This is a genomic window from Cellulomonas sp. KH9 (assembly GCF_900114185.1).
Lineage (GTDB): Bacteria > Actinomycetota > Actinomycetes > Actinomycetales > Cellulomonadaceae > Cellulomonas.
This window is the reverse complement of the sequence record NZ_FOSE01000004.1, coordinates 108461-132719: the sequence shown is the minus strand read 5'-3', so window position 1 is coordinate 132719 and position 24259 is coordinate 108461. Positions and strand designations below refer to the sequence as shown.

The following is a 24259-nucleotide window of genomic DNA, read 5'->3' as shown; positions in this document are numbered from 1 at the left end:
GCGGCCGACCCGTCGACCGTCACTGCGGCACCGCGCGCGAGACCAGCACCGGGCACGCCGCCCGCGCCACGAGCCACTGGCTCACGGAGCCGAGCACGAGGCCCGCCAGCCCGCTGCGGCCGCGCGTGCCGACCACCAGCAGGTCCGCCTTCTCGGCGTGGCGTGCGAGCACCCGGGGCGCGGGGCCCTCCTCGGCCAGGGTCTCGACCTCCACGTCCGGGTACCGGTCGTGCAGCAGGGTCCGCGCGTGCTCGAGCGAGTCCTCGGCCGCGCGCCGGGCCAGCTCCTCGGGTGAGACGTCGGGGTGGTCCCGCATCCAGTCGGCCAGGGAGCGGCCGTGCAGCGGCGCCTGCCAGCACGCGACGACCCGCAGGTGGGCACCGGTGCGCGACGCGTACCGACCGGCCGCCTCCACGGCACCCAGCGCCTGCCGTGACCCGTCGACACCGACGACGACGAGGTCGGTGGGCGCCTCCTCGGGGCTGGTGCGCGGCACGATCACGACCGGGCAGGGCGCGTGCTGCAGCGTGGCCAGCGCGACCGATCCCATGAGCACGCCGGACAGCCGCGCCGACCCCTGCCGGCCCAGGACGATCAGGGGCGCGTCGACGGCGCGGTCGACCAGGGCCCGGGCGGGCGGCCCGTCGTCGAGCACCGCCTCGACCTCGACGCCGGGCACGGCCTGCCGCGCGACCTCGGCACCCTCGTCCGCCACCTCCCGCGCACCGGCGCGCACGTACGCGGACGCGGCGCGGGTCGGCGGGGAGTCCAGCTGGCCGGCCAGGCCCCACACGTGCACCACCTGCAACGGCAGCCCCAGGCGCTTCGCGGCGCCCGCCGCCCACCGCACCGCGGCCACCGCCTCGGGTGAACCGTCGTACCCCGCCACCACGTGCTCGGTCATGAGTGTCCTCCTCGACGCCTCGATCGTCCCGCCGCCGCGCGCCTTGGACAACCGCGCGATGCGCCGCGCGCATCCTCGTGACCGGTCGCGTGCACGGGGGCCGCGCCGAACTCGTCAGGCGGGCAGGGCGGAGCGTCCCGCGCGACCTGTCCGTCGTGGGCGGTCCGGCCCGGGCCCGAGGCGCTCACCAACGGGACCAGCCGGCGTCACGGGGCGCGACCGCGCGGCGTCACGAGGCGCGTGCGGCACCGCCGGCCTCGAGCGCGATGCCGTCGGTCCACGGCGCCAGCACCCACGTCACCAGCACCGGGCGGGTCACCGCCCCCAGGCGCACGACCGCGGTCCGCCCGTCGGGTGTGGACGCCTCCAGCACCCGGATGCCGTCCCACCGCGCCGCGCGGTCGGGGTGGTCGCGCACGTACTGCTCGACCGCAGCCCGGACCGTGGCGTCGGTCAACGGCACCCCGCCCGTGCCGCCCGGTTCGGCGAAGTAGCGCCCGCTCACCTGGTCGGCGGCCGAGAGCGCCGCCAGGTCCGCCACGGCGAGCAGCCGCTTGCGGTCCAGGTGCACCCCGGTGGCCGCGGTGACGACCAGCATGAGCAGGATCGCCAGGACGGCGAACCCCAGCGACAGGACCATGACCTGCCCGCTGTCGTCCCCGGCCAGGGCACGTGCCCGCGCGGGACACCACGCCCCCGCCGTCACCGGCCTCATCGCCGCGCCCTCATCGTGCTGCCTCATGCTGCTGCCCTCATCGTGCTGCCCGGTAGGCGTCGACCGGCGCCACGCGCTCGGCCGTGACCGGGACCTCGAGCGGGACCACGTCGCGCACGAACGACGGGACGAACGGCAGCGGCACGCGGACCTGCACGGTCGCCGCGACCTCCGCTCCCGGCGTGAGGCACGGGTCGCTCGAGCACCGGACGGTCAGCGCCGCTGCGGGGTCGTCGTCGAAGCCCTGGTCCGTGAGCGCCACCCCGACGGCGGTCACCGCGCGCGCGGCACCCTGCCGCGTGTCGTCCGCCACGACGTACACGCGCGCCGCCTCCCGCGCGGCTCCCTCCGTCGCGAACGTCGCCGCCTGGATGCGGCCGAGGACGAGCACGAGGTAGACGATCGGCACCAGCAGCACGAGCGAGATGCCGAGGAACTCCACGAGGGCGCTGCCCGCGTCGGCGCTCCGTCCAGCCGCCCGGGCGCGGCACCACCGTCGGAGCCGGGCGGCGGCGGTCACGGCCACTCCACGGGTGCGTGCCCGTCGAGCCGCATGACGCCACCGGGGCCGAGCAGACCGACCACCGGCAGCGGCACCCGGACGCTCACCTCGACGAGGTCGAGCCCGGCGGCGTCGACGCGCCGCGCGGTCACGTCCTGCGCGTACCGCTCGTGCAGCGACGCCCGCAGCAGCTCGGTGGTGCGGGCCGCGCCCTCCGCGGGGGTCCGCCCCACCTGGGCCGCGTAGCGGGCGCCTTCCGCCGCCGCGTCCACGCAGGTGTTGCGCACGTGCTGCACGAGCGCGAGCTGCAGCACCGACGCGAACAGGACCACGACCAGGCCACCGACCAGCGTGAAGTCGACGATCGCGGACCCCCGGTCACCGGGGCCGCGGGCGACCGGGGAGAGCCTCAGGTGCCCGATCCGGGTGAGACGCCCTCGATCGCGTCGAGGAACAGCCGTTGCAGCGCGTCGCCCGCGGCCAGCCACAGCACCGAGACGAGACCTGCCGTCATGAGGGTGACCAGCACCCAGCCCGGCACGTCGCCCCGCTCCGGGTGACCGCCCGCCGCCGCCCGGTGCACCACCGCGCGCCACACCCGTGACCAGAACCTCGTCGTCATGCTCGACCTCCGTCGTCACCGCGCGGACGCCGGGCGGCGCCGCGCTGCTCGTCGCGGCCGGGGTCACAGCCCCACCCGCAGGACCACCGCGCTGGGGAAGACGGCGAACAGGACGGTCACCGGGAGGATGAGGAACACCACCGGGACCATCATGAGCACCTCCTTGCGCCCGCCGGTCTGCATCAGTGCCCGCCGACCTTCCTCGCGGACGTCCTGGGCCTGCGCCCGCAGCACGTCGGCCAGGGGTGAGCCACGCTCGACCGCGACGGCGACGCCCTCGGCGAACCGCGCCAGCGCGGGCAGCCCGGTCCGGTCGGCGAGCGCCTGGAGGGCGCCGGTCAGCGGCGCGCCGGCCCGGGCGTCGGCCAGGGTGCGGGCGAGCTCGTCGGCCAGCTCGCCGTGGGTCTGGCGCACGACGCGCTCGAGCGCACCGGTCGCGCCCTCCCCCGCGCTCACGGCGAGCGCGAGCAGCTCGGTCACGGTGGGCATCTGCGCGAGGAGCCGCGCCTCCCGGCGGGCGACCTGCCGCCCCAGCAGCCAGTCGGGCACGAGCGCGCCGACGAGCCCGCCGACGGCGACCAGCGCGACCAGGGGCACCACGGGGGCACCCCGGCCGGCCGCGATCGCCACGGCGGTGAGCAGCCCGACCGCGAGCCCGACGACACCGGAGACGACCTGCTGCGCGCGCAGCTGCTCGACCGTCTCGCGACGCCCGGCGCGCGCCAACCGTCGCCGCACCTCGGCGGTGGGCGACCCCCACCGGGCCACGAGGCGCACCCCGTCCGCGAGGAAGGGCGCCACCAGCCGCTCGACCGTGGCCCACGCGCCGCGTGCCGCCTCGGCGCGCAGCAGGCTCGACGTGCCGCGCGTGCGCAGGTAAGGCCCGACGCGCTGGTCGAGCGTGATGCGCCGGGCTCCGAGCCGCAGCACGACGAGCGCCAGGCCGGTGCCCAGCAGCAGCCCGACGAGCGCACCCACCACCCCGGGGCTCATCGCAGCACCCGGGGGTCGTCCGGCAGGCGCGCCACCCGCACCATGACCCGGTACGCCACGACCGTGCACACGGCGCCGGCGACGAGGACGACGGCGCCGGCGGTCGAGTCGTAGGCGCGGATCGCCTCGGGACGCGTCGACAGCATCGCGAGGACCACCCACGGCGCGGCGACCGCCAGGCGAGCCGCGTACACCGTCCAGCTCTGACGCGCCTCGACCTCCCCGCGGGTGCGCAGGTCCTCGCGCAGGAACGTCGACAACGTGCGCAGCAGCCGTCCCAGGTCGGTGCCGCCGACGTCGCGCGTGAGGCGCAGCGCCTCGATGATCCGGTCCGCGACGGGGTCGGCGAGCCGGTCCTTCAGCACGTCGAGGCTGTCGACGAACCGACCGGTCGCGCGGTAGTCCTCCGCGAACGCCCGGAACGGCGCGCGCAGCTCGGCCGGTCCGCGGTCGCCGAGCTGGGCGACCGCCTCCGGGAGGGACAGCCCCGCACGCACGCCCGACGCGAGGTGGTCGACCACGTCGGGCCACAGTCCGCGCGCGGCGGCGAGCCGGCGGCGCGCCCGGCCCCGCACGAGCGCCGAGGGCGCGGCGGCCGTGAAGGCGCCCGCGCACAGGGCGACCACCGGCACCGGCACGACGAGGAACGCCAGCGCGGCGACCAGCAGGCTCGCGAGCGCACTGGCCCCGACCAGCCCGCCGGGTGTCACGCCGCTCACGCCGGCCTGCGTCAACGTGTCCCGCGTCCGCGCGGTCCAACCGTCCGGCCGCCTCCCGTCGCCCCGCGCGAGCGGCCACCAGGACCACCAGACGCACGCGAGCCCCGCTCCCAGCAGCAGCCCCACCACGACGCCCACCGCTCAGCCCTGCCGGAGCAACACGGCGACGTCGAGGCCGGCACGGGCGAAGCGCTCGACGTGCGGAGGGAACCCGTCCCCCCGCACGAGCACGCCGGCGCGCGTGGTGAACAGGTCGGCGGTCTCCACGACACCCGCCTCCACGCGGCCCGGCACCGCGACGACCTCGCGGGTCCGCCGCCGACCGCGGGCGTCCAGCTCCAGGTGCACGACGAGGTCCACGGAGGACGCGACGGTCGGCACGACGAACCGGTCCGAGATGTTGCCGCCGGCCAGCAGCGGCAGCGTGCACAGCTTGCTGAGGGCCTCCCGCGCCGAGCTCGCGTGGATCGTGCACATCGCGGGCACGCCGCTGTTGAGGGCGATGAGCAGGTCCAGCGCCTCCGCCTCCCGGACCTCCCCCACCAGCAGCCGGTCGGGGCGCATCCGCAGCGCCTCCTTGACGAGGCGGCGCAACGTGATCTCGCCGGTGCCCTCCAGGTTGGGCTGCCGCGTCTGCATCGCCACCCAGTCGCGCACCGCCGGGCGCAGCTCGAAGACCTCCTCGCAGCTCACCACGCGCTCGCGCGGCGGCACGGCTCCGACCAGCGCGTTGAGCATGGTCGTCTTCCCTGCCTGCGTCGGGCCCGACACCAGCACGTTGAGGCCGACCTGGACGGCGGCCCGCAGGAACGCGGCGGCCTGCGGGGTGAGCGACCCCAGGGCGACCATGTCCTCCATGCTCGTGGCACGCACGACGTACTTGCGGATGTTCACCGACCAGTGCCGCCGCGTGACGTCGGGGATGACGGCGTGCAGGCGCTCGCCGCCGGGCAGCGACGCGTCGACGAACGGGCTCGACAGGTCCAGCCGCCGCCCGGAGACCTTCAGCATCCGCTCCACGAGCTCCCGCACCTGACCCTCGGTGAGGATCGTCGTGGTCAGCTCGGGCTCACCGCGCCGGGCGACGAAGACCTGCGACGGCGAGTTGATCCAGATCTCCTCGACCTCCTCGTCGTCCAGGTAGCGCTGCAGCGGTCCCAGCCCGGCGACGGCGTCGACGACCAGCTTGTGCGCGGCGGCGGCGTCGCCCAGGGGCGGGACGGCCCCGAGCAGCGAGCGCTCGTCGTAGTCGGCCATCGCCGCGTGGACCAGCGCCACGACGCCGGCGCGGTCCCGCACCGGGTCGAGCCCGCGACGCCGGACGAGCTCACGGACCTCCCCCTCGAGGATCGTCACGCCGTCCGCCACCACCGCCACCGCCCTCACCGCCCCGCGCCGCAGATGTCCCGTTCGTCCGCATCCCGGCAGTGACGGTAGGGCATCACGCGCGACCACGGGGCGGTTCGTCCACAGGACGACGTCCGTCCCGGGCGTGTGGTCCCGCGTCGTGGCGCGCCTGACCTCGATGACGGTGTCCGCGCCCCACGCGGCGAGCGTCACGTGCCCCGACACCCGCACCCCCGCTCCCCCGGCATGACGCCCTCGGCGTGCGCCGCGACGTTCGAGCGGTCCACCGCCGGGATCCCCGTCAAGGCCGGCCGGCGGTACCCGACGGCCACGCTCACGCCCGACGGCGACCTGGGAGGCCGGCTGGACCTCGCCGCTGGACCCGACGCCGCGTGGCCGGGAGGAGGCCGAGCCCCTCACCACCACGGCGGAGGCGCCCGTGGCGGAGGTCCAGAGCATCGTCACCCGCTGATGGGCGCACCGGGCGGTCCGCAGGCGACGCGGCGTCGCGGCACGCACCCTGGTCCCCGTGCGCGGCGCACGTTCACACGTAGGTTGGGTTCCGTGAACACTCCCCCGCCCACGGGTGACCAGCACGTGCTGCGGCACGGTGACCAGGTCGCCGTCGTCACGTCCGTCGCCGCGAGCCTGCGCGAGTACCGCGTCGGTGACCGGGACGTCGTCCTGCCCTTCGCGGTCGACTCGATCGCCCCCGCGTTCTCCGGTGCCGTGCTGGCGCCGTGGCCCAACCGCCTGCGCGACGGCAGGTACCGGTTCCGTGACGTCACCTACGAGGTGCCGCTGACGGAGCACGAGCGCCTGACGTCGCTGCACGGCCTGCTCGCGTACGAGCGGTTCGCCACCGTGGCCGTCACGGAGGACTCGGTGACGCTGCGCCACGACCTGGTGCCGATCCCCGGCTACCCGTGGCCGCTGCGCCTGGACGTGACCTACGCGCTGGGCGACGACGGCCTGACGGTCACGGTCGCCACGACCAACCACGGCACGGACGTCGCACCGTACGGCGTCGGGTTCCACCCGTGGCTGTCCCCCGGCCCGGGCACCGTCGACGACTGCACCCTGCAGCTGGACGCGGCGCGGTCGGTGACGGTCGACGAGCGCCTGCTGCCCACGGGGACGCAGGCCGTCGCGGGCGACATGGACCTGCGCGCGGGTCGGCGGCTCGCCGGCGTCGCGCTGGACGACGCGTGGCTCGGGGTGACCCCCGACGCCGACGGCCTGACGTGGGCCACGCTCACGGGGTCCGACGGCCGCACGGTCGCCGTCTGGGCCGACGCGACCCTGCCGGCGTGGCAGGTCTGCACGGGCGACGGCATCCCGGGCATCGAGCGCCGCGGCGTCGCGGTCGAGCCCATGACGTGCATCGCGGACGCGTTCCGCACCGGTGACCTGCTCGTGGAGCTCGCGCCGGGCGCGACCCACGAGGTGCGCTGGGGCATGTCCCTGCGCTGAGCACCCCCGTCGGCGGGTCCGCCGCGGCGGGCCCGCCGGCGCTCAGTCGCTCCCCGGCGCTCAGCCCAGGCGTTCCACGGCGCTCAGCCGGCGCCGTGCGACGCCGACGCGGGCCGGGCGACCGCGACGTCAGCCGTAGTACTCGCCGTCGGCCTTGACGCCCTTGGTGTACTCCCAGTGCCACGGCTCGTACGGGCCGGAGCCGCCGCGGACGGCCCAGCTGGGCTGCTCCCAGCCGAACGTGGGGCCGTTGTCGTTCATCCACGTCCAGCGGGCGCCCGACGTCTGGATCGAGCAGAAGTCCATCGCGAGGCCCCAGCCGTGGTTGCTCTTGCCGGGGGTGGCGGCCAGGCCGCCCTTCTGCGCCTTGACGGCCTTCTGCTGCGCGAGCGTGCGGTACCCGGACGACAGGCACAGGTCCGTCCCGAACCGCGCGACGTGGGCCTCGTTGAGCTCGGCGAGCGCGACGGCCGCGTCGGCGCGCATCTGCGTGCGCCCGTCCCACAGCGTGCACAGGTCCTTGGTCGCCAGCAGGCCGTTCTCGCCCGCGGCGCGCACCGACCCGTCGCAGCCGGGCAGCGCGGAGCGCTCGGCGTCCCGCGAGACGTCGGCCAGGGCCCGCAGCCGGGAGCTGGAGTCGGTGGACATCAGCGGGGTGGGGGGCAGGTCCGTCAGCGGGAGGGCGGTCAGGGCGGCGACCGTCGACGGGAGGTTCGCGTCCGCGGCGGCGCTGGTGGTGGCCGCACCCATGACGATCTCGCCGTCCGCCACGCCCTGCGTGACGGGCACGACCACGGTGACCCCGACGAGCGCGCACAGCACACCGGCACGCCCCAGGACGGTCGTCGACCGCCGGCGCGCGGGGGCGTCACCGTCGTCGGTCGCCACGATGCCGCGCGCGACGGGCTGCGCCGCCACGGGGACGGCTGCCACGTCGGCGTCCGGTCGCGCGCTGCGACGGCGCACGCGTGTCGTCGGCTCCGCTCGGTGGGATCCCACGACACCTCCGCTCACTTCGTCCCGCTGGTCATCGGCTCCCCCGATGCGGTCACGAAACCATAACGGGATGCGAGCGCGGCTCCAAGGGCCTGATACGTCACAGCAGGGTCGCGATCTGGACACGTGCACGACACACCGGGCGACACGCCGCGTCTTCACGGGTCCTCCACTGCCCGGACGGCCCCATGAGCCGGAAACCACCCGGCCGCAGGTGCGTCCTGCACCCCGCCGGAGGGCGTTCGCCCGTCCCGCGCGTCCGCCTCAGCGCAGCTGGCCCCGCTGCATCGCGTCACGCACCTCACCGACGAGCTCCTCGAGGATGTCCTCGAGGAAGACGACACCGGTCGTGCGCCCGTCGTCGTCCACCCGTGCCAGGTGCGACCCCGAGCGCTGCATCGCCTCCAGCGCCGTCTCCACCTCGTCGTCCGGCGCGACCACCGCGAGCGTGCGCACGCGCCAGGCCGGCACGGGCTGCGTGCGGGTCGCCTCGTCGGCGTACAGGACGTCCTTGATGTGCAGGTACCCGGTGGGCCGCCCGTCCGCGTCCACGACGACGAACCGGCTGAAGCCGGTGCGGGCGACCAGGTGCTCGATGTCGTCGGGCGTGCTGCCCGCGTCCACGGTCACCAGCGCGTCCACCGGCACCATGACCTCCGCGGCGGTGCGGTCCGAGAACTCGATGGCCCCCGAGAGCAGGCCCTGCTCGTCGGCCAGCAGGCCCTCGGCCTGCGAGCGCTCGACGATGGACTGCACCTCCTCCGCGGTGAACGCGGAGGCCACCTCGTCCTGCGGCTCGACGCGGAAGGCCCGCAGCACGTGGTTCGCGAGCCAGTTGAGCGCGACGATCACCGGTCGCATCACGCGGGCCACCCACACCAGCGGCGGGCCGAACAGCAGCACGGCGCGGTCCGGGCCGGAGACGGCCAGGTTCTTCGGCACCATCTCGCCCAGCACGACGTGCAGGTAGACGACCACCAGCAGCGCCAGGACGAACGCGATGGGGTGCGTCAGGGCGGCGGGCACCCCCAGCGCCTGCAGCGGGTCCTCGATGAGGTGGGCGATCGCCGGCTCGGCGACCAGGCCCAGGCTCGTCGAGCACACGGTGATGCCCAGCTGCGCGGCGGCGAGCATGAGCGAGACGTGCTCCATGGCCCACAGCACGGTGACGGCACGCCGGTCACCGGCCTCGGCCAGCGGCTCGACCGAGGACCGGCGCGCGGACATCAGGGCGAACTCCGCGCCGACGAAGAACGCGTTGGCCGCGAGCAGGACAACGGCCAGGACGAGCGCGAGCGTCGCGTCCATCAGGAGTCACCCGCCTCGTCCGTCGGGACCTCGCTGATCCGCACCCGCTCGACGCGGCGCCCGGCCATGCGCTCGACCTGCAGCCGCACGTGCCCCTCCACGATCTCGTCGCCCTCCGCGGGCACGCGCCCGAGCCGCGCCATGAGCAGCCCGGCGACGGTCTCCCACGGGCCGTCGTCCGGCACGCGCAGCGCCGTCGCCTCGTGCAGCTCGTCGGGGCGCACCACCCCGGGCAGGACCCACGAGCCGTCGGCCTGCCGCGCACGCGTGCCGCGCGCACGGTCGTGCTCGTCGGCCACCTCGCCCACCAGCTCCTCGACGACGTCCTCGAGGGTCACGGCACCGGCCGTGCCGCCGTACTCGTCCACGACGACCGCCATCTGCAGCCCCTGCGCGCGCAGGTCGACCAGCAGCGGCCCCAGGCCCACGGTCTCGGGCACGCGCGGCGCGTCCACCATGAGGGCGGCGGCCGGCACCTCCGGGCGCCGGTCGTAGGGCACCGCCATCGCCTTGCGCAGGTGCACCAGGCCGAGCACGTCGTCCACGGAGTCGCCGATGACGGGGAAGCGCGAGTGGCCGGTCTGCCGGGCCAGCGCCATCACGTCGGCGGCGGAGTCGTCGCGCCGCACCACGTGCAGGCGCGTGCGGTCCGTCATGACGTCGACAGCCGTGAGGGTCGAGAAGTCGATGGAGTTGGTCAGGAGCGTCGCCGTGGCCTGGTCGAGCGTGCCCTGCGCGGCGGACCGGCGCACGAGCGAGGCGAGCTCCGCGGGCGACCGCGCACCCGACAGCTCCTCGCGCGGCTCGACGCCCACGCGCCGCAGCAGGGCGTTGGCGGTCCCGTTGGTCAGGGCGATCACCGGACGCAGCCCGGTGGTGAAGCCCAGCTGCAGCGGCGCCACGACGCGGGCGGTGCCCAGCGGGCGGGCGATGGCGAAGTTCTTGGGCACGAGCTCGCCGAACAGCATGGAGAACCCGTTGACGAGGACCAGCGCGAGCACGGCCGCGAGCGCACCCGCCACGGCGGCCCCGACGCCCCAGCCCTCCAGCGGCAGGCCCAGCAGGCGCACGACCGCGGGCTGCGTGGTGTAGCCGAGCAGCACCGTCGTGACCGTGATGCCGACCTGCGCGCCGGACAGCTGCGTCGAGAGCCGGCGCAGCGCCCGCAGGACCGAGCGGCCGCGCGTGTCGTCGGCGGCGGTCTGCCGCTCGACGAGACCCGGGTCGAGGGTGACCAGCGCGAACTCGGCGGCGACGAACACCGCCGTCCCCGCGGTCAGCAGCACACCGAGGCCGACGAGCAGCCAGTCGGTCAGCACGGGACCACCGGCGCGCGGTGCGCGCGGGCGGCCGCAGGCACGCGGGACGTGGAGGGGGGCGGGCCGGCGTGCTCGCGTCCAGCGGGACGAGGTCCGCGGCCGTCGCCCGCACGTGCGGCGGGGGCGGGGCGGACGCGGGACGGGACGCGATGCCGGCAGCGACTTGAGCTGCTCATGGTGAGCGACATCCTACGGACGATGCGAGGACGCGCACGGCCTCGCCATGACCGCTCCGGGCTGCGTGTGCCACGCTGGCCCCATGGCCACCAGCGTCGCGCGACCGGGCGTCACCACCGTGCTCGTCGTGGAGGACGAGCCCGCGATCGCCCAGGCGATCGTGAACCGCTTCACCGCCGAGGGCTGGACCGTCGAGTCGGTGGGCGACGGCCACGCGGGCGTCGCGGCCGCCGCGCGGCTGCAGCCCGACGTCGTCGTCCTCGACGTGATGCTGCCGGGGATCGACGGTCTCGAGGTGTGCCGGCAGATCCAGGCCGAGCGGCCCGTGCCCGTCCTCATGCTGACGGCCCGCGACGACGAGACGGACATGCTGGTCGGCCTGGGCGTCGGTGCCGACGACTACATGACCAAGCCGTTCTCGATGCGCGAGCTGGTCGCCCGGACCAAGGTGCTGCTGCGCCGCACGGAGCGCGCGGCACGCGCCGCCGAGATGGCCACGGTCCAGCAGCCGGAGCCCCCGCTCGTGGTCGGTGACGTCACGATCGACAGCGCGCAGCGACGGGTGCAGCGCGCCGGGACCGAGGTCCACCTGACCCCGACCGAGTTCGACCTGCTGCTGACGCTGGCGTCGTCGCCGCGCACGGTGCTGACCCGTGAGCGGCTGCTCGCGGACGTGTGGGACTGGGTGGACGCCAGCGGGACCCGGACCGTCGACTCCCACATCAAGGCGCTGCGCCGCAAGCTCGGGCCGGACCTGATCCGCACCGTGCACGGCGTGGGGTACGCGTACGAGCCCGCGACGGACGCACCGGCGGACGACTCCGCCGAGGGCGGCGGCTCGTGACGGCTGCCCCGCCGCCGCCGCCGGCCCGCCACGCGCGGGGCGACGCCGACCGCTGGCGGCTGCCGGACGTCCGGCCGCTGGACCCGCTGCGCAGCATCAAGATCAAGCTGGGCGTGCTGGTCGCCGCGACCGTCACGCTCGCCGCGTTCGTCATCTGGGTGGGTTACGGCCAGGCGCTCGGCCCGAGCCGCACGCTGCCGCTGGCGATCGTGCTGTCGCTCGTCGTGACGCAGGTGCTGGCCCGCGGCATGACGTCCCCGCTGCGGGAGATGACCGAGGCCGCGCGGGCGATGGCGGCCGGCGACTACAGCCGCCGGGTGCGCTCCACGAGCCGCGACGAGGTCGGGCAGCTCGCGGAGGCGTTCAACACGATGGCCGACGACCTGCAGCACCTCGACACCTTCCGGCGCGAGCTGGTCGCCAACGTGTCGCACGAGCTGCGCACCCCCGTCACGGCCCTGCAGGCACAGCTCGAGAACATGGTCGACGGGGTCAGCGAGCCCGACCCCGCGACCCTGGCCGTCGCCCTGGCGCAGACCGAGCGCCTGTCGCGGCTGGTGTCGTCCCTGCTCGACCTGTCCCGGGTCGAGGCGGGCGCCATGACCCTGCGGGTCGAGGACGTCGACCTCGAGCAGCTGCTGCACGAGGCGGCCGACGAGGCGTCGCTGGTCGGGGCCGAGAAGCGGCTGCGGTTCGTCGTCGACGTCGTGCCGGCCGACCTGACCGTCCCGGCCGACCCGGAGCGGCTGCACCAGGTGATCGCGAACCTCCTGCAGAACGCGGCCCGGCACTCGCCCGCGGACGAGGAGGTGCGCGTGGTCGCCCGCCGCGAGGGCCGCGACGTGCAGATCGACGTGGTCGACCGCGGCCCGGGCATCGCCCGGGAGCAGCGCGCGCACGTCTTCGAGCGGTTCGTGCGGGGGAACACCCCCGCCCTGACGGGCCAGGGGTCGACAGGCGGCACGGGGCTGGGCCTGGCGATCGTCCGCTGGGCGGTGGAGCTGCACGGGGGCACGGTGGAGGTCGCCGACTCCGAGTCGGGCTGCACCATGCGCGTGCGGCTCCCGGGCGCGCCCGGCCGCACCGCCCGGCACCCGTGAGACGTCGCCCGGCACGCCCCGGACCTGCCTTTGAGGCGCGTCCCAGCAGGCCTTTAGGGGCCGTTGACCCCGGTGCAGCGACGGAGTGAAGACGATGCGCAGATCATCGTGCGGGGCGCTGCGCAAGAGGCCTCCGACCCCGTCGAGCACGTAGTGTTGTCGTCAACAGAACTGGCGATGGCGCGGTCCGGTACCGCGCACCGGAAGTGGGCGATCCCAGCGTGACGCAGAACGCGCAGTCAGACTCCACCCGTGCCGACTTCGGCGCGAACGAGTGGCTGGTCGACGAGCTGTACGAGCAGTACCAGAAGGATCGCGACGCGGTGGACCCCGCGTGGTGGGACTTCTTCGAGGGCTACAAGCCCGAGACGTCGGGTGCTGCGACCAACGGCGACGCCACGACCCACACACCGCCCGGCCGGCCCGCCGAGCAGGCCGCCCCCGCCGCCGCGGCACCTGCTGCGCCGCCCGCCGCTGCGCCGCCCGCGCGACCCGTGGAGGTCACGCCCTCCCCCGTCGCCACCGCTCAGCCGGCGACGGCCCCGTACGCCGAGGTCGCCACGCGCCGCGCCGACGAGGGCCAGGACGCCCCGCCGGTCGACGACGTGCAGAAGCTGCGTGGCCCGGCGGCGCGCGTCGTCACCAACATGGAGGCGTCGCTCGAGGTGCCCACGGCCACGTCGGTCCGCGCCGTGCCGGCCAAGCTGATGGTCGACAACCGCATCGTCATCAACAACCACCTGGCGCGCGGGCGCGGCGGCAAGGTCTCCTTCACGCACCTCATCGGGTTCGCGCTGGTCGAGGCCGTCGGTGAGATGCCCGCCATGAACTCGTCGTACACGCAGGTCGACGGCAAGCCGGGCGTGCTGTCCCCCGCGCACGTCAACCTGGGCCTCGCGATCGACCTGGCCAAGCCGGACGGCACGCGCCAGCTGCTGGTCCCGTCGATCAAGAAGGCCGAGACGCTCGACTTCGCGCAGTTCTGGACGGCCTACGAGGACGTCGTGCGCCGCGCCCGCAACAACAAGCTCACGGTGGACGACTTCGCCGGGACGACGATCTCGCTGACCAACCCCGGCACGATCGGCACGGTGCACTCGGTGCCGCGCCTCATGCAGGGGCAGGGCACGATCGTCGGCGTCGGCGCCATGGACTACCCCGCGGAGTTCGCCGGCACGTCCGACGAGCAGCTCAACCGCATGGGCGTCTCGAAGGTCCTCACGGTCACCTCGACGTACGACCACCGGATCATCCAGGGCGCCCAGTCCGGCGACTTCCTGCGCATCCTGTCGCGCAAGCTGCTCGGCGAGGACGGGTTCTACGACCGGGTGTTCGCCGCCCTGCGGGTGCCGTACGAGCCGGTGCGCTGGGTCCGGGACGCGAACCACGACCCGGACGCCGAGGCGATCAAGCCGGCGCGCGTCGCCGAGCTGATCCACGCGTACCGCTCGCGCGGCCACCTCATGGCCGACACCGACCCGCTCGCCTACCGCCAGCGCAAGCACCCGGACCTCGACGTGCAGAACCACGGTCTGACGCTGTGGGACCTGGACCGCACGTTCCCCACCGGCGGGTTCACGGGGAAGACCCGCGCCACGCTGCGCGACGTGCTGGGCCTGCTGCGCGACTCGTACTGCCGCACCGTCGGCGCCGAGTACATGCACCTGCAGGACCCGCGGCAGCGCCGCTGGCTCCAGGAGCGCCTGGAGTCCGGCTACGCGCGCACGCCCCGTGAGGACCAGCTGCGCATCCTGCGGCGTCTCAACGCCGCCGAGGCGTTCGAGACGTTCCTGCAGACCAAGTTCGTCGGGCAGAAGCGGTTCTCGCTCGAGGGCGGCGAGTCCCTCATCCCGCTGCTCGACGCGATCCTGTCGCGGGCGGCCGACGGCGGCCTCGACGAGGTCGGCATCGGCATGGCGCACCGCGGGCGGCTCAACGTGCTGGCGAACATCGCCGGCAAGTCGTACGGCCAGATCTTCAGCGAGTTCGAGGGCAACCAGGACCCGAAGTCGGTGCAGGGCTCGGGCGACGTGAAGTACCACCTCGGCACCGAGGGCGTCTTCACCGCCGAGTCCGGTGCCACGACCGCGGTGTACCTGGCCGCGAACCCGTCGCACCTGGAGGCCGTCGACCCGGTGCTCGAGGGCATCGTGCGGGCCAAGCAGGACCGCATCGACCTCGGCGGCGACGGCTTCTCCGTGCTGCCGATCCTCATCCACGGTGACGCCGCGTTCGCGGGCCAGGGCGTCGTCTTCGAGACGCTCAACCTCGCGCAGCTGCGCGGGTACCGCACCGGCGGCACGATCCACGTGATCGTCAACAACCAGGTCGGCTTCACCACCGGCCCGTCGTCGTCGCGCTCGTCGCAGTACGCGACGGACGTCGCCAAGGGCCTGCAGGTGCCGATCTTCCACGTCAACGGGGACGACCCCGAGGCCGTGGTGCGGGTGGCCGAGCTGGCGTTCGAGTACCGCGAGCAGTTCGACCGCGACGTCATCATCGACATGGTCTGCTACCGCCGCCGCGGTCACAACGAGGGCGACGACCCCTCGATGACCCAGCCGCTGATGTACAACCTCATCGAGGCGAAGCGCTCGGTCCGCAAGATCTACACCGAGACCCTCGTCGCACGCGGGGACATCACGATCGAGGAGGCGGAGCAGGCCCTGCGCGACTACCAGTCGCAGCTCGAGCGCGTCTTCACCGAGACGCGGGAGGACGGCTGGACGCCGCCGCCCGCGGACGTGGAGACGGTGGCCGGGCTCGAGCGACCGGAGTCCCAGCAGGAGGACGCCGGGGTCATGGTCGGCTGGCAGACGGCCGTGCCCGCCTCGATCCTGCAGCGGATCGGCCAGGCGCACGTGAGCCCGCCGGAGGGCTTCACGGTCCACCCGAAGCTCGCCCAGCTGCTGGACAAGCGCGAGCGCATGAGCCGCGACGGCGGGATCGACTGGGGCTACGGCGAGATCCTCGCGTTCGGCTCCCTGCTGATCGAGGGCACGCCGGTGCGGCTGGCCGGGCAGGACTCGCGTCGCGGCACCTTCGTGCAGCGTCACGCGGTGCTGCACGACCGCGAGACGGGCGCCGAGTGGACCCCGCTGCTGTACCTGTCGGGCGACCAGGCGAAGTTCTGGGTCTACGACTCCTCGCTGTCGGAGTACGCCGCGCTCGGGTTCGAGTACGGCTACTCGGTGGAGCGCCCCGACGCGCTGGTGCTGTGGGAGGCGCAGTTCGGCGACTTCGTCAACGGCGCGCAGACCGTCATCGACGAGTTCATCTCGTCCGCCGAGCAGAAGTGGGCGCAGCGCTCGTCGGTCGTGCTGCTGCTCCCCCACGGCTACGAGGGCCAGGGGCCGGACCACTCCTCGGCACGCATCGAGCGCTTCCTGCAGCTCGCGGCCGAGGACAACATGACGATCGCCCAGCCGTCGACCCCCGCGTCGCACTTCCATCTGCTGCGCCGCCAGGCGTACCAGCGTCCGCGGCGCCCGCTCGTGGTGTTCACGCCCAAGTCGATGCTGCGCCTCAAGACCGCGACGTCGGACGTGCAGGACTTCACGACGGGCACGTTCCGTCCCGTGGTCGGCGACGACCTCGCGGTCGCCAAGGCCGACCAGGTGACCCGCGTGCTGCTGTGCTCGGGCAAGGTCTACTGGGACCTCCTGGCGCAGCGGGTGTCCTCGGGCGACCAGCAGACCGCGATCGTGCGGTTCGAGCAGCTGTACCCGCTGGACCCCGCCTCGATCGAGGAGGCACTGGCCCCCTACTGCGACGCCGAGCTGGTGTGGGTGCAGGACGAGCCGCGCAACCAGGGCCCGTGGACGTTCATGTCGACGCACCTGCCGCAGATCGTCGGGCGGACGGTCCGGGTGGTCTCCCGCCCGGAGTCGGCCTCGCCCGCGGCCGGGTCGGCCAAGAAGCACGCGGCCGAGCAGAAGGCCCTCATCGAGGCGGCCTTCGCGCGCTGAGCACGGCCGACGGGCCGGTGACCCCTCCGGGGCGCCGGCCCGTCGTCGTGCGGTGGGACTCCTAGGAGGCCTGCTCGGCGGGGTCGCAGGTGAACCGGCGCCGGTAGGCCAGCGGCGTCGTGCCGAGCGTGCGGGCGAAGTGGTGCCGTAGCAGCGCCGCGGTGCCGAACCCGCAGCGGCGGGCGACCTCCTCGACGGGGACGTCGGTGCCTTCCAGCAGCTCCTGGGCGCGCGCGACCCGCTGGCGCGCCACCCAGGCGGCGGGCGTCGACCCGGTCTCGGCGCGGAAGCGCCGTGCGAACGTGCGCTCGGACAGCAGCGCGTGGGCGGCGAGCGCGGGCACGCCCAGGTCGCCGTCGAGGTGCTCGAGCATCCAGGTCAGCAGCGGCGCGAGGGTGTCGGCGCGCGGGGGCAGCGGGGTGTCGACGTACTGCGCCTGGCCGCCGTCGCGCTGCGGGGGCACCACCATCCGCCGCGCGATGCTCGTGGCCGCCGCCGCGCCGAGCTCACGACGCACCAGGTGCAGGCAGGCGTCGATGCCGGCGGCGGTCCCGGCGCCGGTGATGACCCGGCCGTCCTCGACGTAGAGCACGTCGGGGTCCACGGTGGCGGACGGGAAGCGCTCGGCCAGGGCGGCCGCGTGCATCCAGTGGGTCGTGCAGCGCCGCCCGTCGAGCAGCCCGGCCTCGCCCAGCGCGAACGCGCCGCTGCAGATGCTCAGGATCCACGCGCCACGCTCGTGGGCGTCGCGCAGCTCCTGCAGCACGTCGGCGGGGACGGCCCCGGGTGGCATGCCGTAGGCGGGCACCACGACCAGGTCGGCGTCGCGCATCACCTCCAGGCCGTGGTCGACGACGACCGCGAAACCGGCCTTGGTCGGCATGGCGACGCCGGGGGTCGGACCGCAGACGCGGAAGTCGAAGCGGGGACCGCCGGTGTCGGAGCGGTCGATGCCGAAGACCTCGCAGGCGGTGCCGAGCTCGAACGGGGCGGCGTGGGGCAGGGCGAGCACGGCGACGGTCCGGAGCACCCGTCGACAGTCCCACGGCGTTGGCAGAATCTCAACCCCCACCGTCGGTTCTGCCACTCGTGGCGCTATCTTGCGGAGCGCAGACTTTCTGCCGTGGACATGCTCTGGATCAGCCTGACACTGCTCACCGCCGCCGGGTGGATCACCTGGCTCGTCCGCGTCGTCCGGGACGACGGCCTCGGTCACCGTGAGCCGCCCCGTTCGCACCCCCACGAGGCGGAAGTCCCTGCGACCCACGTCTTCTCGCGGTGACGCGGCCCACCCCACGGCCGCAGGGCCGTGACCGACACGGCGCCGACCCGCCCGTCGAACGGTGCGACCACGCGCCCCCGGCCTGAGAGACTGTGCCATCGCGCACCGGACCGGCCGGTGCCGCGGGCACAGGCAGGAGTGATGGGCGTGGGTGAGCTGCCGCTGCGTCTCGCCGTGGTCGGGGACGAGCTGGTGGCCGGCGCGGGCGACCCCAAGGGGCTCGGCTGGGTGGGACGCGTGACCGCGCGCACCAGCGCACCCGACCCGCTGACCGTCCTCACCCTGGCCGTCCCGGGCGAGACCAGTACCGAGCTCGGCGCACGCTGGGACGCGGAGGTCTCCCGCCGGCTGTCACCCCACGCCGACAACCGCCTCGTGGTCGCCCTCGGGCGCGCGGACATCGCCGCCGGCCTCTCGCTGGCGCGCAGCCGCCTGAACCTGGCCAACATCCTCGACGTCGCCGACCAGCGCCGGATCCCGGCGTTCGTGATCGGCCCGCCGCCGGGCCCCGTGCACGAGAGCGACCGCCTGGCCGAGCTCTCCGCCGCGCTCGGGGACGTCGCCTCGCGGCGGCGTGTCCCGTACGTCGACATGTACTCGCCGCTGGCGACGCACGACCAGTGGCTCGCGGACATGGCCACCTCGCCGCAGCACCTGCCCGGTCAGGCCGGCTACGGGCTCATGGCCTGGCTCGTCCTGCACACCGGCTGGCACACGTGGCTGGGCCTGCCGGATGACGGCGCCTGACCCGACGCACGCCGTCCCGCCGCACGCCGTCCCCGCACCGTCGGAGGCACCCGCCGGCGCGTCGAGCCCTCCCCCGGGGCCCGTCGTCGGCCTCCGTGCCGTGCTCGAGGTCTGCCTGCGCGCCGCTGCCGTCCTGCTCGTCATGGTCGCGTTCGCGGTCGCCGGCGGGGTGCTGGGCGGCGCCGCCCTGGCGGCGTGGGGCGGCGGGGTGGCGATCCTCGTGTGGGCCGCCGTCGGCGCGGCGGTGGCGGGTGGCGCGCGCGCCTGGACAGGCCGCGCACGTCGCCGCCGTGCGCTGCTGCGCGCCACCCACCCCGGCGCGCCCTCCTGAGCGACCCGGGCGCTGGGCGCTCAGCGCAGCGTGGACCGCATCGTGCGCAGCGCCGTGTCGAGCACCGTCCGCAGGGTCTCGACCGTCAGCTCGTCGACGCCCGACGCGGCGTCGGCCCGGCGCAGGTCGGTGCGGACCTCGTCGCCGAAGCGCCGGACGATCGCCTCGGCCTCGACACGTCGCCGGTGCGAGGCCGTGCGCTGCGGGTCCGGCTCACCCGGGGAGGGGCGTGCCGCGTCGCGAGCGCGCTGGGCGGCCGAGGCGAGGTCGGCCCGCAGGCCGCGCATCGCCGCCTGCACGTCGTCGCGCACCTGGGACGCCTGCGCCCGGACCGTCTCGGCGATCTCCGCCTCCAGGTGCGCCAGGTCGCCGCGCCGGGCGTCGAGCTCGGCTCGACCGGCGTCCGTGAGCGTGTAGGTGGCCTTGCGGCCCTCGTCGCTGCGCCGGACCAGCCCCTCCTCCTCGAGGCGTGCCAGCCGCGGGTACACCGTCCCCGCGCTGGGCCGGTAGGTCCCGCCGAACCGGTCGCTCAACGCGGTCATGAGCTCGTAGCCGTGCCGCGGCCCGTCCTCGAGCAGGGAGAGCAGGTACAGCCGCAGCCGGCCGTGCGCGAAGACCTGGACCATCAGGCGCGCCCGTCGACGGCGTCGCCCCACACCACGTCGCCCGGCACCGCGTCGCCCGGCACCGCGTCGACGACCGCGTCGCCCACCGGCGCGCGCAGCACGGTCACGTGCCCCGTCACCGTGGTCGCGGAGAGGAAGGTGCCGCCGTCGCCGGAGTCCAGGTCGACGGTCCGGTGCCCGGGACCGGTGCCCTTGTGCTCCTGCCCGTCGACGACGAGGCGCCCGGAGACCGACTGGGCCCGCACGCGCAGCCCGGCACCCTCGGGGACGCGGACCGTGAGGTCACCGGCGACGGTCGTGACCGTGAGCGAGGACGTGCCGGGACCGACGTCGAGCGAGACCGCCCCCGACACCGAGTTGCCCTGCACGAGCGTCAGCTCGCCGGAGGCGGCGAACTCCCCCGACACGGTGTTGAAGCGCACGTCGCCCTGGTGGCGGCGCACGACCGTCTCCCCCGAGACGCTGTTGGTCGACAGGCGTCCGTGCACGTCGTCCACGACGACGGAGCCGGAGACGGTCGAGACCGAGACGTCCTGCCGCAGGCCGGCGACGAGCTCGTCGGCACTGACCGTGCCGACCTTGGCCAGCACGTCGCGCGGGACCGCGACGTGGACGTCGGCCCGGTCCTTGTCCTGGAAGTTGCGGAACCGCTCGACGAAGCCCTCCCACCCACCGAGCGTGAAGCTGTAGCCGACGCGCAGCTCGCCGTCGGACAACGTCACCTCCAGCGGACGGCCGTCGACCTCGTGCACCTCGAGCCGCGCACCGCGCTGCTCCGGGTCGTCGTGGGCCACCACGTCGACGCGACCGCCCACCAGCCCGACGCGCAGCGCGCGCAGCTCCTCGACCTCGATCACCTGCGGGCCGGCAACGACCCAGGACTCCGTCGACATGATGCCTCCATCGCGATATGTCGTGTTGTGCGGACACGCTATATCGCGAGATCGCCGTGCACAACCCTCCGCGCGGCCCTGCGGACGACGACGGCCGACGACCTCCGTGAGGTCGTCGGCCGTCGTCACGGGGAGGGTGGGACTACACGACGATGCCCGCGCCGCGCAGCTCCACCGTCAGGTCGTGCGGGTTGGACGCGACGGCCAGCGCCTCCTCGAAGGTCACCACCGCGTCGCGGACCAGCGTGAACAGGTGCTGGTCGAACGTCTGCATCTTGTAGAAGTCCCCCTCCTTGATGAGGTCGGTCAGCGGGGGGTTCTCCTGCGGCTCGATGATGGCCTCGGCCGTGCGGCCGGTGTTGACCATGACCTCGATCGCCGCCTGCCGACCGCTGCCGTCGGCCTTGCGCACCAGTCGCTGCGACACGATGCCGCGCAGCGCCTGGGCCAGCGCGATGCGGACCTGCTTCTGCTCGTGGGGCGGGAAGAAGTCGACGATGCGGTTGATGGTCTCGGCCGCGTCGATGGTGTGCAGCGTCGAGAGCACCAGGTGGCCGGTCTCGGCCGCGGACAGCGCCGCGCGCACCGTCTCGGTGTCCCGCATCTCACCGACGAGGATGACGTCCGGGTCCTGACGCATCGCCGCGCGCAGCGCCACGGTGAAGTCCGCGGTGTCCTGGCGCACCTCGCGCTGGGAGACGATCGCCTTCTTGTCCGCGTGCAGGATCTCGATCGGGTCCTCGATCGTCACGATGTTGACCTCGCGGTACGAGTTGATGAGGTCGACCATCGAGGCCAGGGTCGTCGTCTTGCCCGATCCGGTGGGCCCGGTCACCAGGACCAGACCGCGGGGCTCCAGCGCGAGCTCGCCGACGACCTCCGGCAGACCCAGCTCCCCCAGCGACTGCGCGCCCACGGCGACGCGCCGGAACACCATCCCGAACGTCCCGCGCGCCTGGTACGCGTTGACCCGGAACCGCCCGACGCCCGACAGGGAGTACGCGAAGTCCGCCTCCTTGGTCTCGCGGAAGGTCTCCACGAGGTCGTCGGGCAGGACCTCCTCGAGCATCCGCTCGGTGTCAGCGGGTCGCAGCTCCGGTGCCTGGAGCTTGCGCAGCCGGCCGTCCACCCGCACGCGCGGCGACGACCCGACCTTGCAGTGCAGGTCGGAGCCGCCCGTGCTGGCCAGGGCGTGGAGGAACGGGATCACGGACTGCGGCTGCTGGCTCACGTCTGGGGTATCGGGAGCCCTGCCCCCGCACTTGAGCGCCGACGCGGCGGCGCGCACCACCCTGCAGGTGTGGGACCATGGGACGACATCCAGCGTGCGTGCGTCGTGCGCGCGCGCCGCGACCCGAGGAGAACCACGATGAGCAAGCGTGGCCGCAAGCGTCGCTCCCGCAAGGGGAACGCCGCCAACCACGGCAAGCGTCCCAACGCCTGAGCGTTCGACGCCGTGACGTCGCGACGGGCCCGGAGCACCGCTCCGGGCCCGTCGCCGTGTCATGGGGCCCCAGGGGTGGGGTCTGCGGCCGTGGGGCCTCAGGCCTCCGTGTCCGCCGCGGGGCGCAGCCGCAGGACGGTGAGCTGCTCACGGATCCGCAGGCGCAGCGTCGCCGGGGCCTCCTCCTGGCAGCACCGCCGCACCAGCTGCTTCATGACGAGCTCGATCTGCTCCTCCTCGAGGCAGTCCCTGCACTCGTGCAGGTGCGCCTCGACGCGGTCACGGTCCAGCGCGCCCAGCTCGGCGTCGACGTACTCCCACAGCCGCTCGACGGCCTCGTCGCACCCGCAGGCGCCGGTCGCCGGCAGGCCGGCCGACGTGTCGGCCACGACGGGCTCGTCCTCGCGCGCGCTCACCGGGCACCGTCCGGCGTGCTCGGCGCCGCACCCGCCAGGCCGCGGCCCCGGGCGTAGTCGGCGAGGAGCTCGCGCAGCTGGGCGCGGCCCCGGTGCAGGCGGGACATCACCGTCCCGATCGGCGTGCCCATGATCTCGGCGATCTCCTTGTAGGCGAAGCCCTCGACGTCCGCGAGGTACACCGCGATGCGGAAGTCCTCGGGGATCTGCTGCAGGGCGTCCTTGACGTCGGAGTCCGGCAGGTGGTCCAGCGCCTCGGCCTCGGCCGAGCGCAGCCCGCGCGAGGTGTGCGACTCCGCCCGCGCCAGCTGCCAGTCCTCGATCTCCTCCGACCGGGACTGCTGCGGCTCACGCTGCTTCTTGCGGTACGTGTTGATGTACGTGTTGGTGAGGATCCGGTACAGCCACGCCTTGAGGTTGGTGCCCGGACGGTACTGGTGGAACGCGGCGAACGCCTTGGTGAACGCCTCCTGGACCAGGTCCTCGGCGTCGGCCGGGTTGCGCGTCATCCGCAGCGCGGCGCCGTACAGCTGGTCGAGGTAGACCAGCGCCTCGGCCTCGAACCGCTCGCTGCGGGCGGCGTCGTCCTCGCCCGCAGGGGCACGGGTCGTGCCCTCGCCGTCGTCGACTGCCTCGGGGTGCTCACTCATCACCACCGAGCCTAGTGCGCCGCGGGCAGCACCACCCGCGCGCGGGGGCGCGCCCCAGGGTGCGACGCCGTACGCCGGGCCGGGTCGCAGCGGGTGCACGACGGTCGCCGCGCCGGGGACGTCGACCACGTCGACGGGCCCGGGCACGGCCAGGGTCGCCGGGGGGCTTGCGAGGGCACAGCTCATGACCCGTCCAACACGGGGGGCACCTGCAGGCATTCCCGCCCGTGGGCGCGCCACCTCGGGCGGACGACACTAGCGTGGGACCACCGTCCACCCGCGGTGACGTCTTCCTGGAGGAACCCGTGCTGCTGCGCCGCATCGCCCGCCCCCTGTTCGCGTCGTGGTTCGTCAGCCAGGGGCTCGACGCGCTGCGCCACCCCGGCAGCCACGCGCAGGTGATGCGCGACGGCCTCGACGCGCTGCGCAGCCGGGTGCCGAGCACCGCCCGCGCCTCGGCTCCCGCCCCGGTCGGCAAGGCGCTGGACGGCGAGGTCAGCGACAAGCAGCTCGCCACGGTCGCGCAGGCGCACGGCGCCGCGATGCTCGTCGCCGGCACGATGCTCGCGGTGGGCCGCGCACCGCGCACGGCCGCGCTCGCGCTGGCCGGCCTCACGGTCCCCCTGGTGCTCGTCAACCTGCCCGTGTCACGCCGGGGCGCGCTGACGGCCGCCCAGAAGAAGGCGCGCACGGAGCGCCTGGTGCAGGCGCTGTCGTTCACCGGCGGCGCCGTCCTCGCGGGCGTGGACCTCGAGGGCCGGCCCGGGGTCTCGTGGCGCGTGCAGCACGCCATGGTGGACCGCGCCGCGGTGAAGGCGGCCCGCGCCGCCGAGGCTGCCAGGCACGTGGACGACTGACGTGACCGGCCGGCGACGCCGCTAGC

26 protein-coding genes are annotated in these 24259 nt (G+C 74.6%); 9 read left to right on the top strand and 17 right to left on the bottom strand.

What is annotated here, in order from left to right:
• Nucleotides 1-19 precede the first annotated feature (19 nt).
• The 8 genes from BMZ16_RS13435 to BMZ16_RS13400 form a co-directional block, all read right to left on the bottom strand.
• Nucleotides 20-904: a universal stress protein gene (locus BMZ16_RS13435; protein ID WP_089801345.1), complete on the bottom strand. Its 885-nt coding sequence runs from the start codon at nt 902-904 to the stop codon at nt 20-22.
• Between the two features lie 229 nt (nt 905-1133).
• Nucleotides 1134-1646, bottom strand: a complete 513-nt coding sequence (locus tag BMZ16_RS13430; protein WP_255366653.1) for a pilus assembly protein TadG-related protein — start codon at nt 1644-1646, stop codon at nt 1134-1136.
• Between the two features lie 10 nt (nt 1647-1656).
• On the bottom strand, nt 1657-2139 hold the full coding sequence (locus BMZ16_RS13425) for a pilus assembly protein (protein ID WP_177199707.1): 483 nt from the start codon (nt 2137-2139) through the stop codon (nt 1657-1659).
• The gene (locus BMZ16_RS13420; RefSeq protein ID WP_369822641.1) at nt 2136-2486 is read right to left on the bottom strand and encodes a TadE/TadG family type IV pilus assembly protein; all 351 of its coding nucleotides are present in this window, start codon (nt 2484-2486) and stop codon (nt 2136-2138) included. The genes BMZ16_RS13425 and BMZ16_RS13420 overlap by 4 nt, the downstream gene beginning before the upstream one ends.
• Nucleotides 2487-2530: 44 nt before the next feature.
• Nucleotides 2531-2743: a hypothetical protein gene (locus BMZ16_RS13415; protein WP_255366652.1), complete on the bottom strand. Its 213-nt coding sequence runs from the start codon at nt 2741-2743 to the stop codon at nt 2531-2533.
• Nucleotides 2744-2806: 63 nt separating this feature from the next.
• Entirely contained in the window at nt 2807-3736 is a 930-nt protein-coding gene (locus tag BMZ16_RS13410; protein ID WP_089801338.1) for a type II secretion system F family protein, read from the bottom strand.
• Nucleotides 3733-4593 carry a type II secretion system F family protein gene (locus BMZ16_RS13405; RefSeq protein WP_089801336.1) on the bottom strand — a complete coding sequence of 287 codons (861 nt, stop codon included), beginning with the start codon at nt 4591-4593 and terminating at the stop codon, nt 3733-3735. Before BMZ16_RS13405 ends, BMZ16_RS13410 begins: the two co-directional genes overlap by 4 nt.
• Before the next feature lie 3 nt (nt 4594-4596).
• Entirely contained in the window at nt 4597-5832 is a 1236-nt protein-coding gene (locus tag BMZ16_RS13400; RefSeq protein WP_369822599.1) for a CpaF family protein, read from the bottom strand.
• A 534-nt stretch (nt 5833-6366) separates the two neighbouring features.
• Here BMZ16_RS13400 and BMZ16_RS13395 point away from each other — a divergent pair.
• Nucleotides 6367-7275 carry an aldose 1-epimerase family protein gene (locus tag BMZ16_RS13395; RefSeq protein ID WP_089801334.1) on the top strand — a complete coding sequence of 303 codons (909 nt, stop codon included), beginning with the start codon at nt 6367-6369 and terminating at the stop codon, nt 7273-7275.
• A 129-nt stretch (nt 7276-7404) separates the two neighbouring features.
• Here the strand turns inward: BMZ16_RS13395 and BMZ16_RS13390 are convergent, their stop codons facing one another.
• The 3 genes from BMZ16_RS13390 to BMZ16_RS13380 form a co-directional block, all read right to left on the bottom strand.
• Nucleotides 7405-8208: a M15 family metallopeptidase gene (locus BMZ16_RS13390; RefSeq protein ID WP_143082837.1), complete on the bottom strand. Its 804-nt coding sequence runs from the start codon at nt 8206-8208 to the stop codon at nt 7405-7407.
• Nucleotides 8209-8535: 327 nt separating this feature from the next.
• Nucleotides 8536-9579: a hemolysin family protein gene (locus tag BMZ16_RS13385; RefSeq protein ID WP_089801331.1), complete on the bottom strand. Its 1044-nt coding sequence runs from the start codon at nt 9577-9579 to the stop codon at nt 8536-8538.
• Nucleotides 9579-10898, bottom strand: a complete 1320-nt coding sequence (locus BMZ16_RS13380; protein WP_089801329.1) for a hemolysin family protein — start codon at nt 10896-10898, stop codon at nt 9579-9581. Before BMZ16_RS13380 ends, BMZ16_RS13385 begins: the two co-directional genes overlap by 1 nt.
• A gap of 259 nt (nt 10899-11157) precedes the next feature.
• Between BMZ16_RS13380 and BMZ16_RS13375 the strand changes: the two genes are divergently transcribed.
• From BMZ16_RS13375 to BMZ16_RS13365, 3 genes are all read left to right on the top strand, one after another.
• Nucleotides 11158-11919 (top strand): response regulator transcription factor, encoded by a 762-nt coding sequence (locus tag BMZ16_RS13375; RefSeq protein WP_089801327.1) that lies wholly within the window; start codon nt 11158-11160, stop codon nt 11917-11919.
• Complete coding sequence (locus BMZ16_RS13370; protein WP_089801325.1) at nt 11916-13019, top strand: sensor histidine kinase; 1104 nt, start codon at nt 11916-11918, stop codon at nt 13017-13019. Before BMZ16_RS13375 ends, BMZ16_RS13370 begins: the two co-directional genes overlap by 4 nt.
• 221 nt (nt 13020-13240) lie before the next feature.
• On the top strand, nt 13241-16987 hold the full coding sequence (locus BMZ16_RS13365) for a multifunctional oxoglutarate decarboxylase/oxoglutarate dehydrogenase thiamine pyrophosphate-binding subunit/dihydrolipoyllysine-residue succinyltransferase subunit (RefSeq protein WP_089801323.1): 3747 nt from the start codon (nt 13241-13243) through the stop codon (nt 16985-16987).
• 61 nt (nt 16988-17048) lie between these two features.
• Here BMZ16_RS13365 and BMZ16_RS13360 read toward each other — a convergent pair whose 3' ends face one another.
• Complete coding sequence (locus BMZ16_RS13360) at nt 17049-18017, bottom strand: GlxA family transcriptional regulator (RefSeq protein ID WP_089801321.1); 969 nt, start codon at nt 18015-18017, stop codon at nt 17049-17051.
• A 93-nt stretch (nt 18018-18110) separates the two neighbouring features.
• On the opposite strand from BMZ16_RS13360, the gene BMZ16_RS19320 reads away from it, so the two are divergent.
• The 3 genes from BMZ16_RS19320 (at nt 18111) to BMZ16_RS13350 (ending at nt 19347) form a co-directional block, all read left to right on the top strand.
• The gene (locus tag BMZ16_RS19320; RefSeq protein ID WP_177199704.1) at nt 18111-18269 is read left to right on the top strand and encodes a hypothetical protein; all 159 of its coding nucleotides are present in this window, start codon (nt 18111-18113) and stop codon (nt 18267-18269) included.
• Between the two features lie 147 nt (nt 18270-18416).
• Entirely contained in the window at nt 18417-19016 is a 600-nt protein-coding gene (locus BMZ16_RS13355; RefSeq protein ID WP_089802075.1) for a GDSL-type esterase/lipase family protein, read from the top strand.
• The gene (locus tag BMZ16_RS13350; RefSeq protein ID WP_089801319.1) at nt 19003-19347 is read left to right on the top strand and encodes a hypothetical protein; all 345 of its coding nucleotides are present in this window, start codon (nt 19003-19005) and stop codon (nt 19345-19347) included. Before BMZ16_RS13355 ends, BMZ16_RS13350 begins: the two co-directional genes overlap by 14 nt.
• Nucleotides 19348-19367: 20 nt before the next feature.
• Here BMZ16_RS13350 and BMZ16_RS13345 read toward each other — a convergent pair whose 3' ends face one another.
• From BMZ16_RS13345 to BMZ16_RS13335, 3 genes are all read right to left on the bottom strand, one after another.
• Entirely contained in the window at nt 19368-19973 is a 606-nt protein-coding gene (locus BMZ16_RS13345) for a PadR family transcriptional regulator (RefSeq protein WP_089801317.1), read from the bottom strand.
• The gene (locus tag BMZ16_RS13340) at nt 19973-20866 is read right to left on the bottom strand and encodes a DUF4097 family beta strand repeat-containing protein (RefSeq protein ID WP_255366650.1); all 894 of its coding nucleotides are present in this window, start codon (nt 20864-20866) and stop codon (nt 19973-19975) included. Before BMZ16_RS13340 ends, BMZ16_RS13345 begins: the two co-directional genes overlap by 1 nt.
• A 142-nt stretch (nt 20867-21008) precedes the next feature.
• Nucleotides 21009-22097: a type IV pilus twitching motility protein PilT gene (locus BMZ16_RS13335; RefSeq protein WP_089801315.1), complete on the bottom strand. Its 1089-nt coding sequence runs from the start codon at nt 22095-22097 to the stop codon at nt 21009-21011.
• A gap of 138 nt (nt 22098-22235) precedes the next feature.
• On the opposite strand from BMZ16_RS13335, the gene BMZ16_RS20060 reads away from it, so the two are divergent.
• Nucleotides 22236-22310 carry a 50S ribosomal protein bL37 gene (locus tag BMZ16_RS20060; RefSeq protein ID WP_099052597.1) on the top strand — a complete coding sequence of 25 codons (75 nt, stop codon included), beginning with the start codon at nt 22236-22238 and terminating at the stop codon, nt 22308-22310.
• 98 nt (nt 22311-22408) lie between these two features.
• Here the strand turns inward: BMZ16_RS20060 and rsrA are convergent, their stop codons facing one another.
• Nucleotides 22409-22726, bottom strand: a complete 318-nt coding sequence (rsrA, locus tag BMZ16_RS13330) for a mycothiol system anti-sigma-R factor (RefSeq protein WP_089801313.1) — start codon at nt 22724-22726, stop codon at nt 22409-22411.
• On the bottom strand, nt 22723-23562 hold the full coding sequence (locus tag BMZ16_RS13325; RefSeq protein WP_304441043.1) for a sigma-70 family RNA polymerase sigma factor: 840 nt from the start codon (nt 23560-23562) through the stop codon (nt 22723-22725). The genes rsrA and BMZ16_RS13325 overlap by 4 nt, the downstream gene beginning before the upstream one ends.
• 74 nt (nt 23563-23636) lie before the next feature.
• On the opposite strand from BMZ16_RS13325, the gene BMZ16_RS13320 reads away from it, so the two are divergent.
• Nucleotides 23637-24233 (top strand): DoxX family membrane protein, encoded by a 597-nt coding sequence (locus tag BMZ16_RS13320; protein ID WP_255366649.1) that lies wholly within the window; start codon nt 23637-23639, stop codon nt 24231-24233.
• Nucleotides 24234-24259 lie beyond the last annotated feature (26 nt).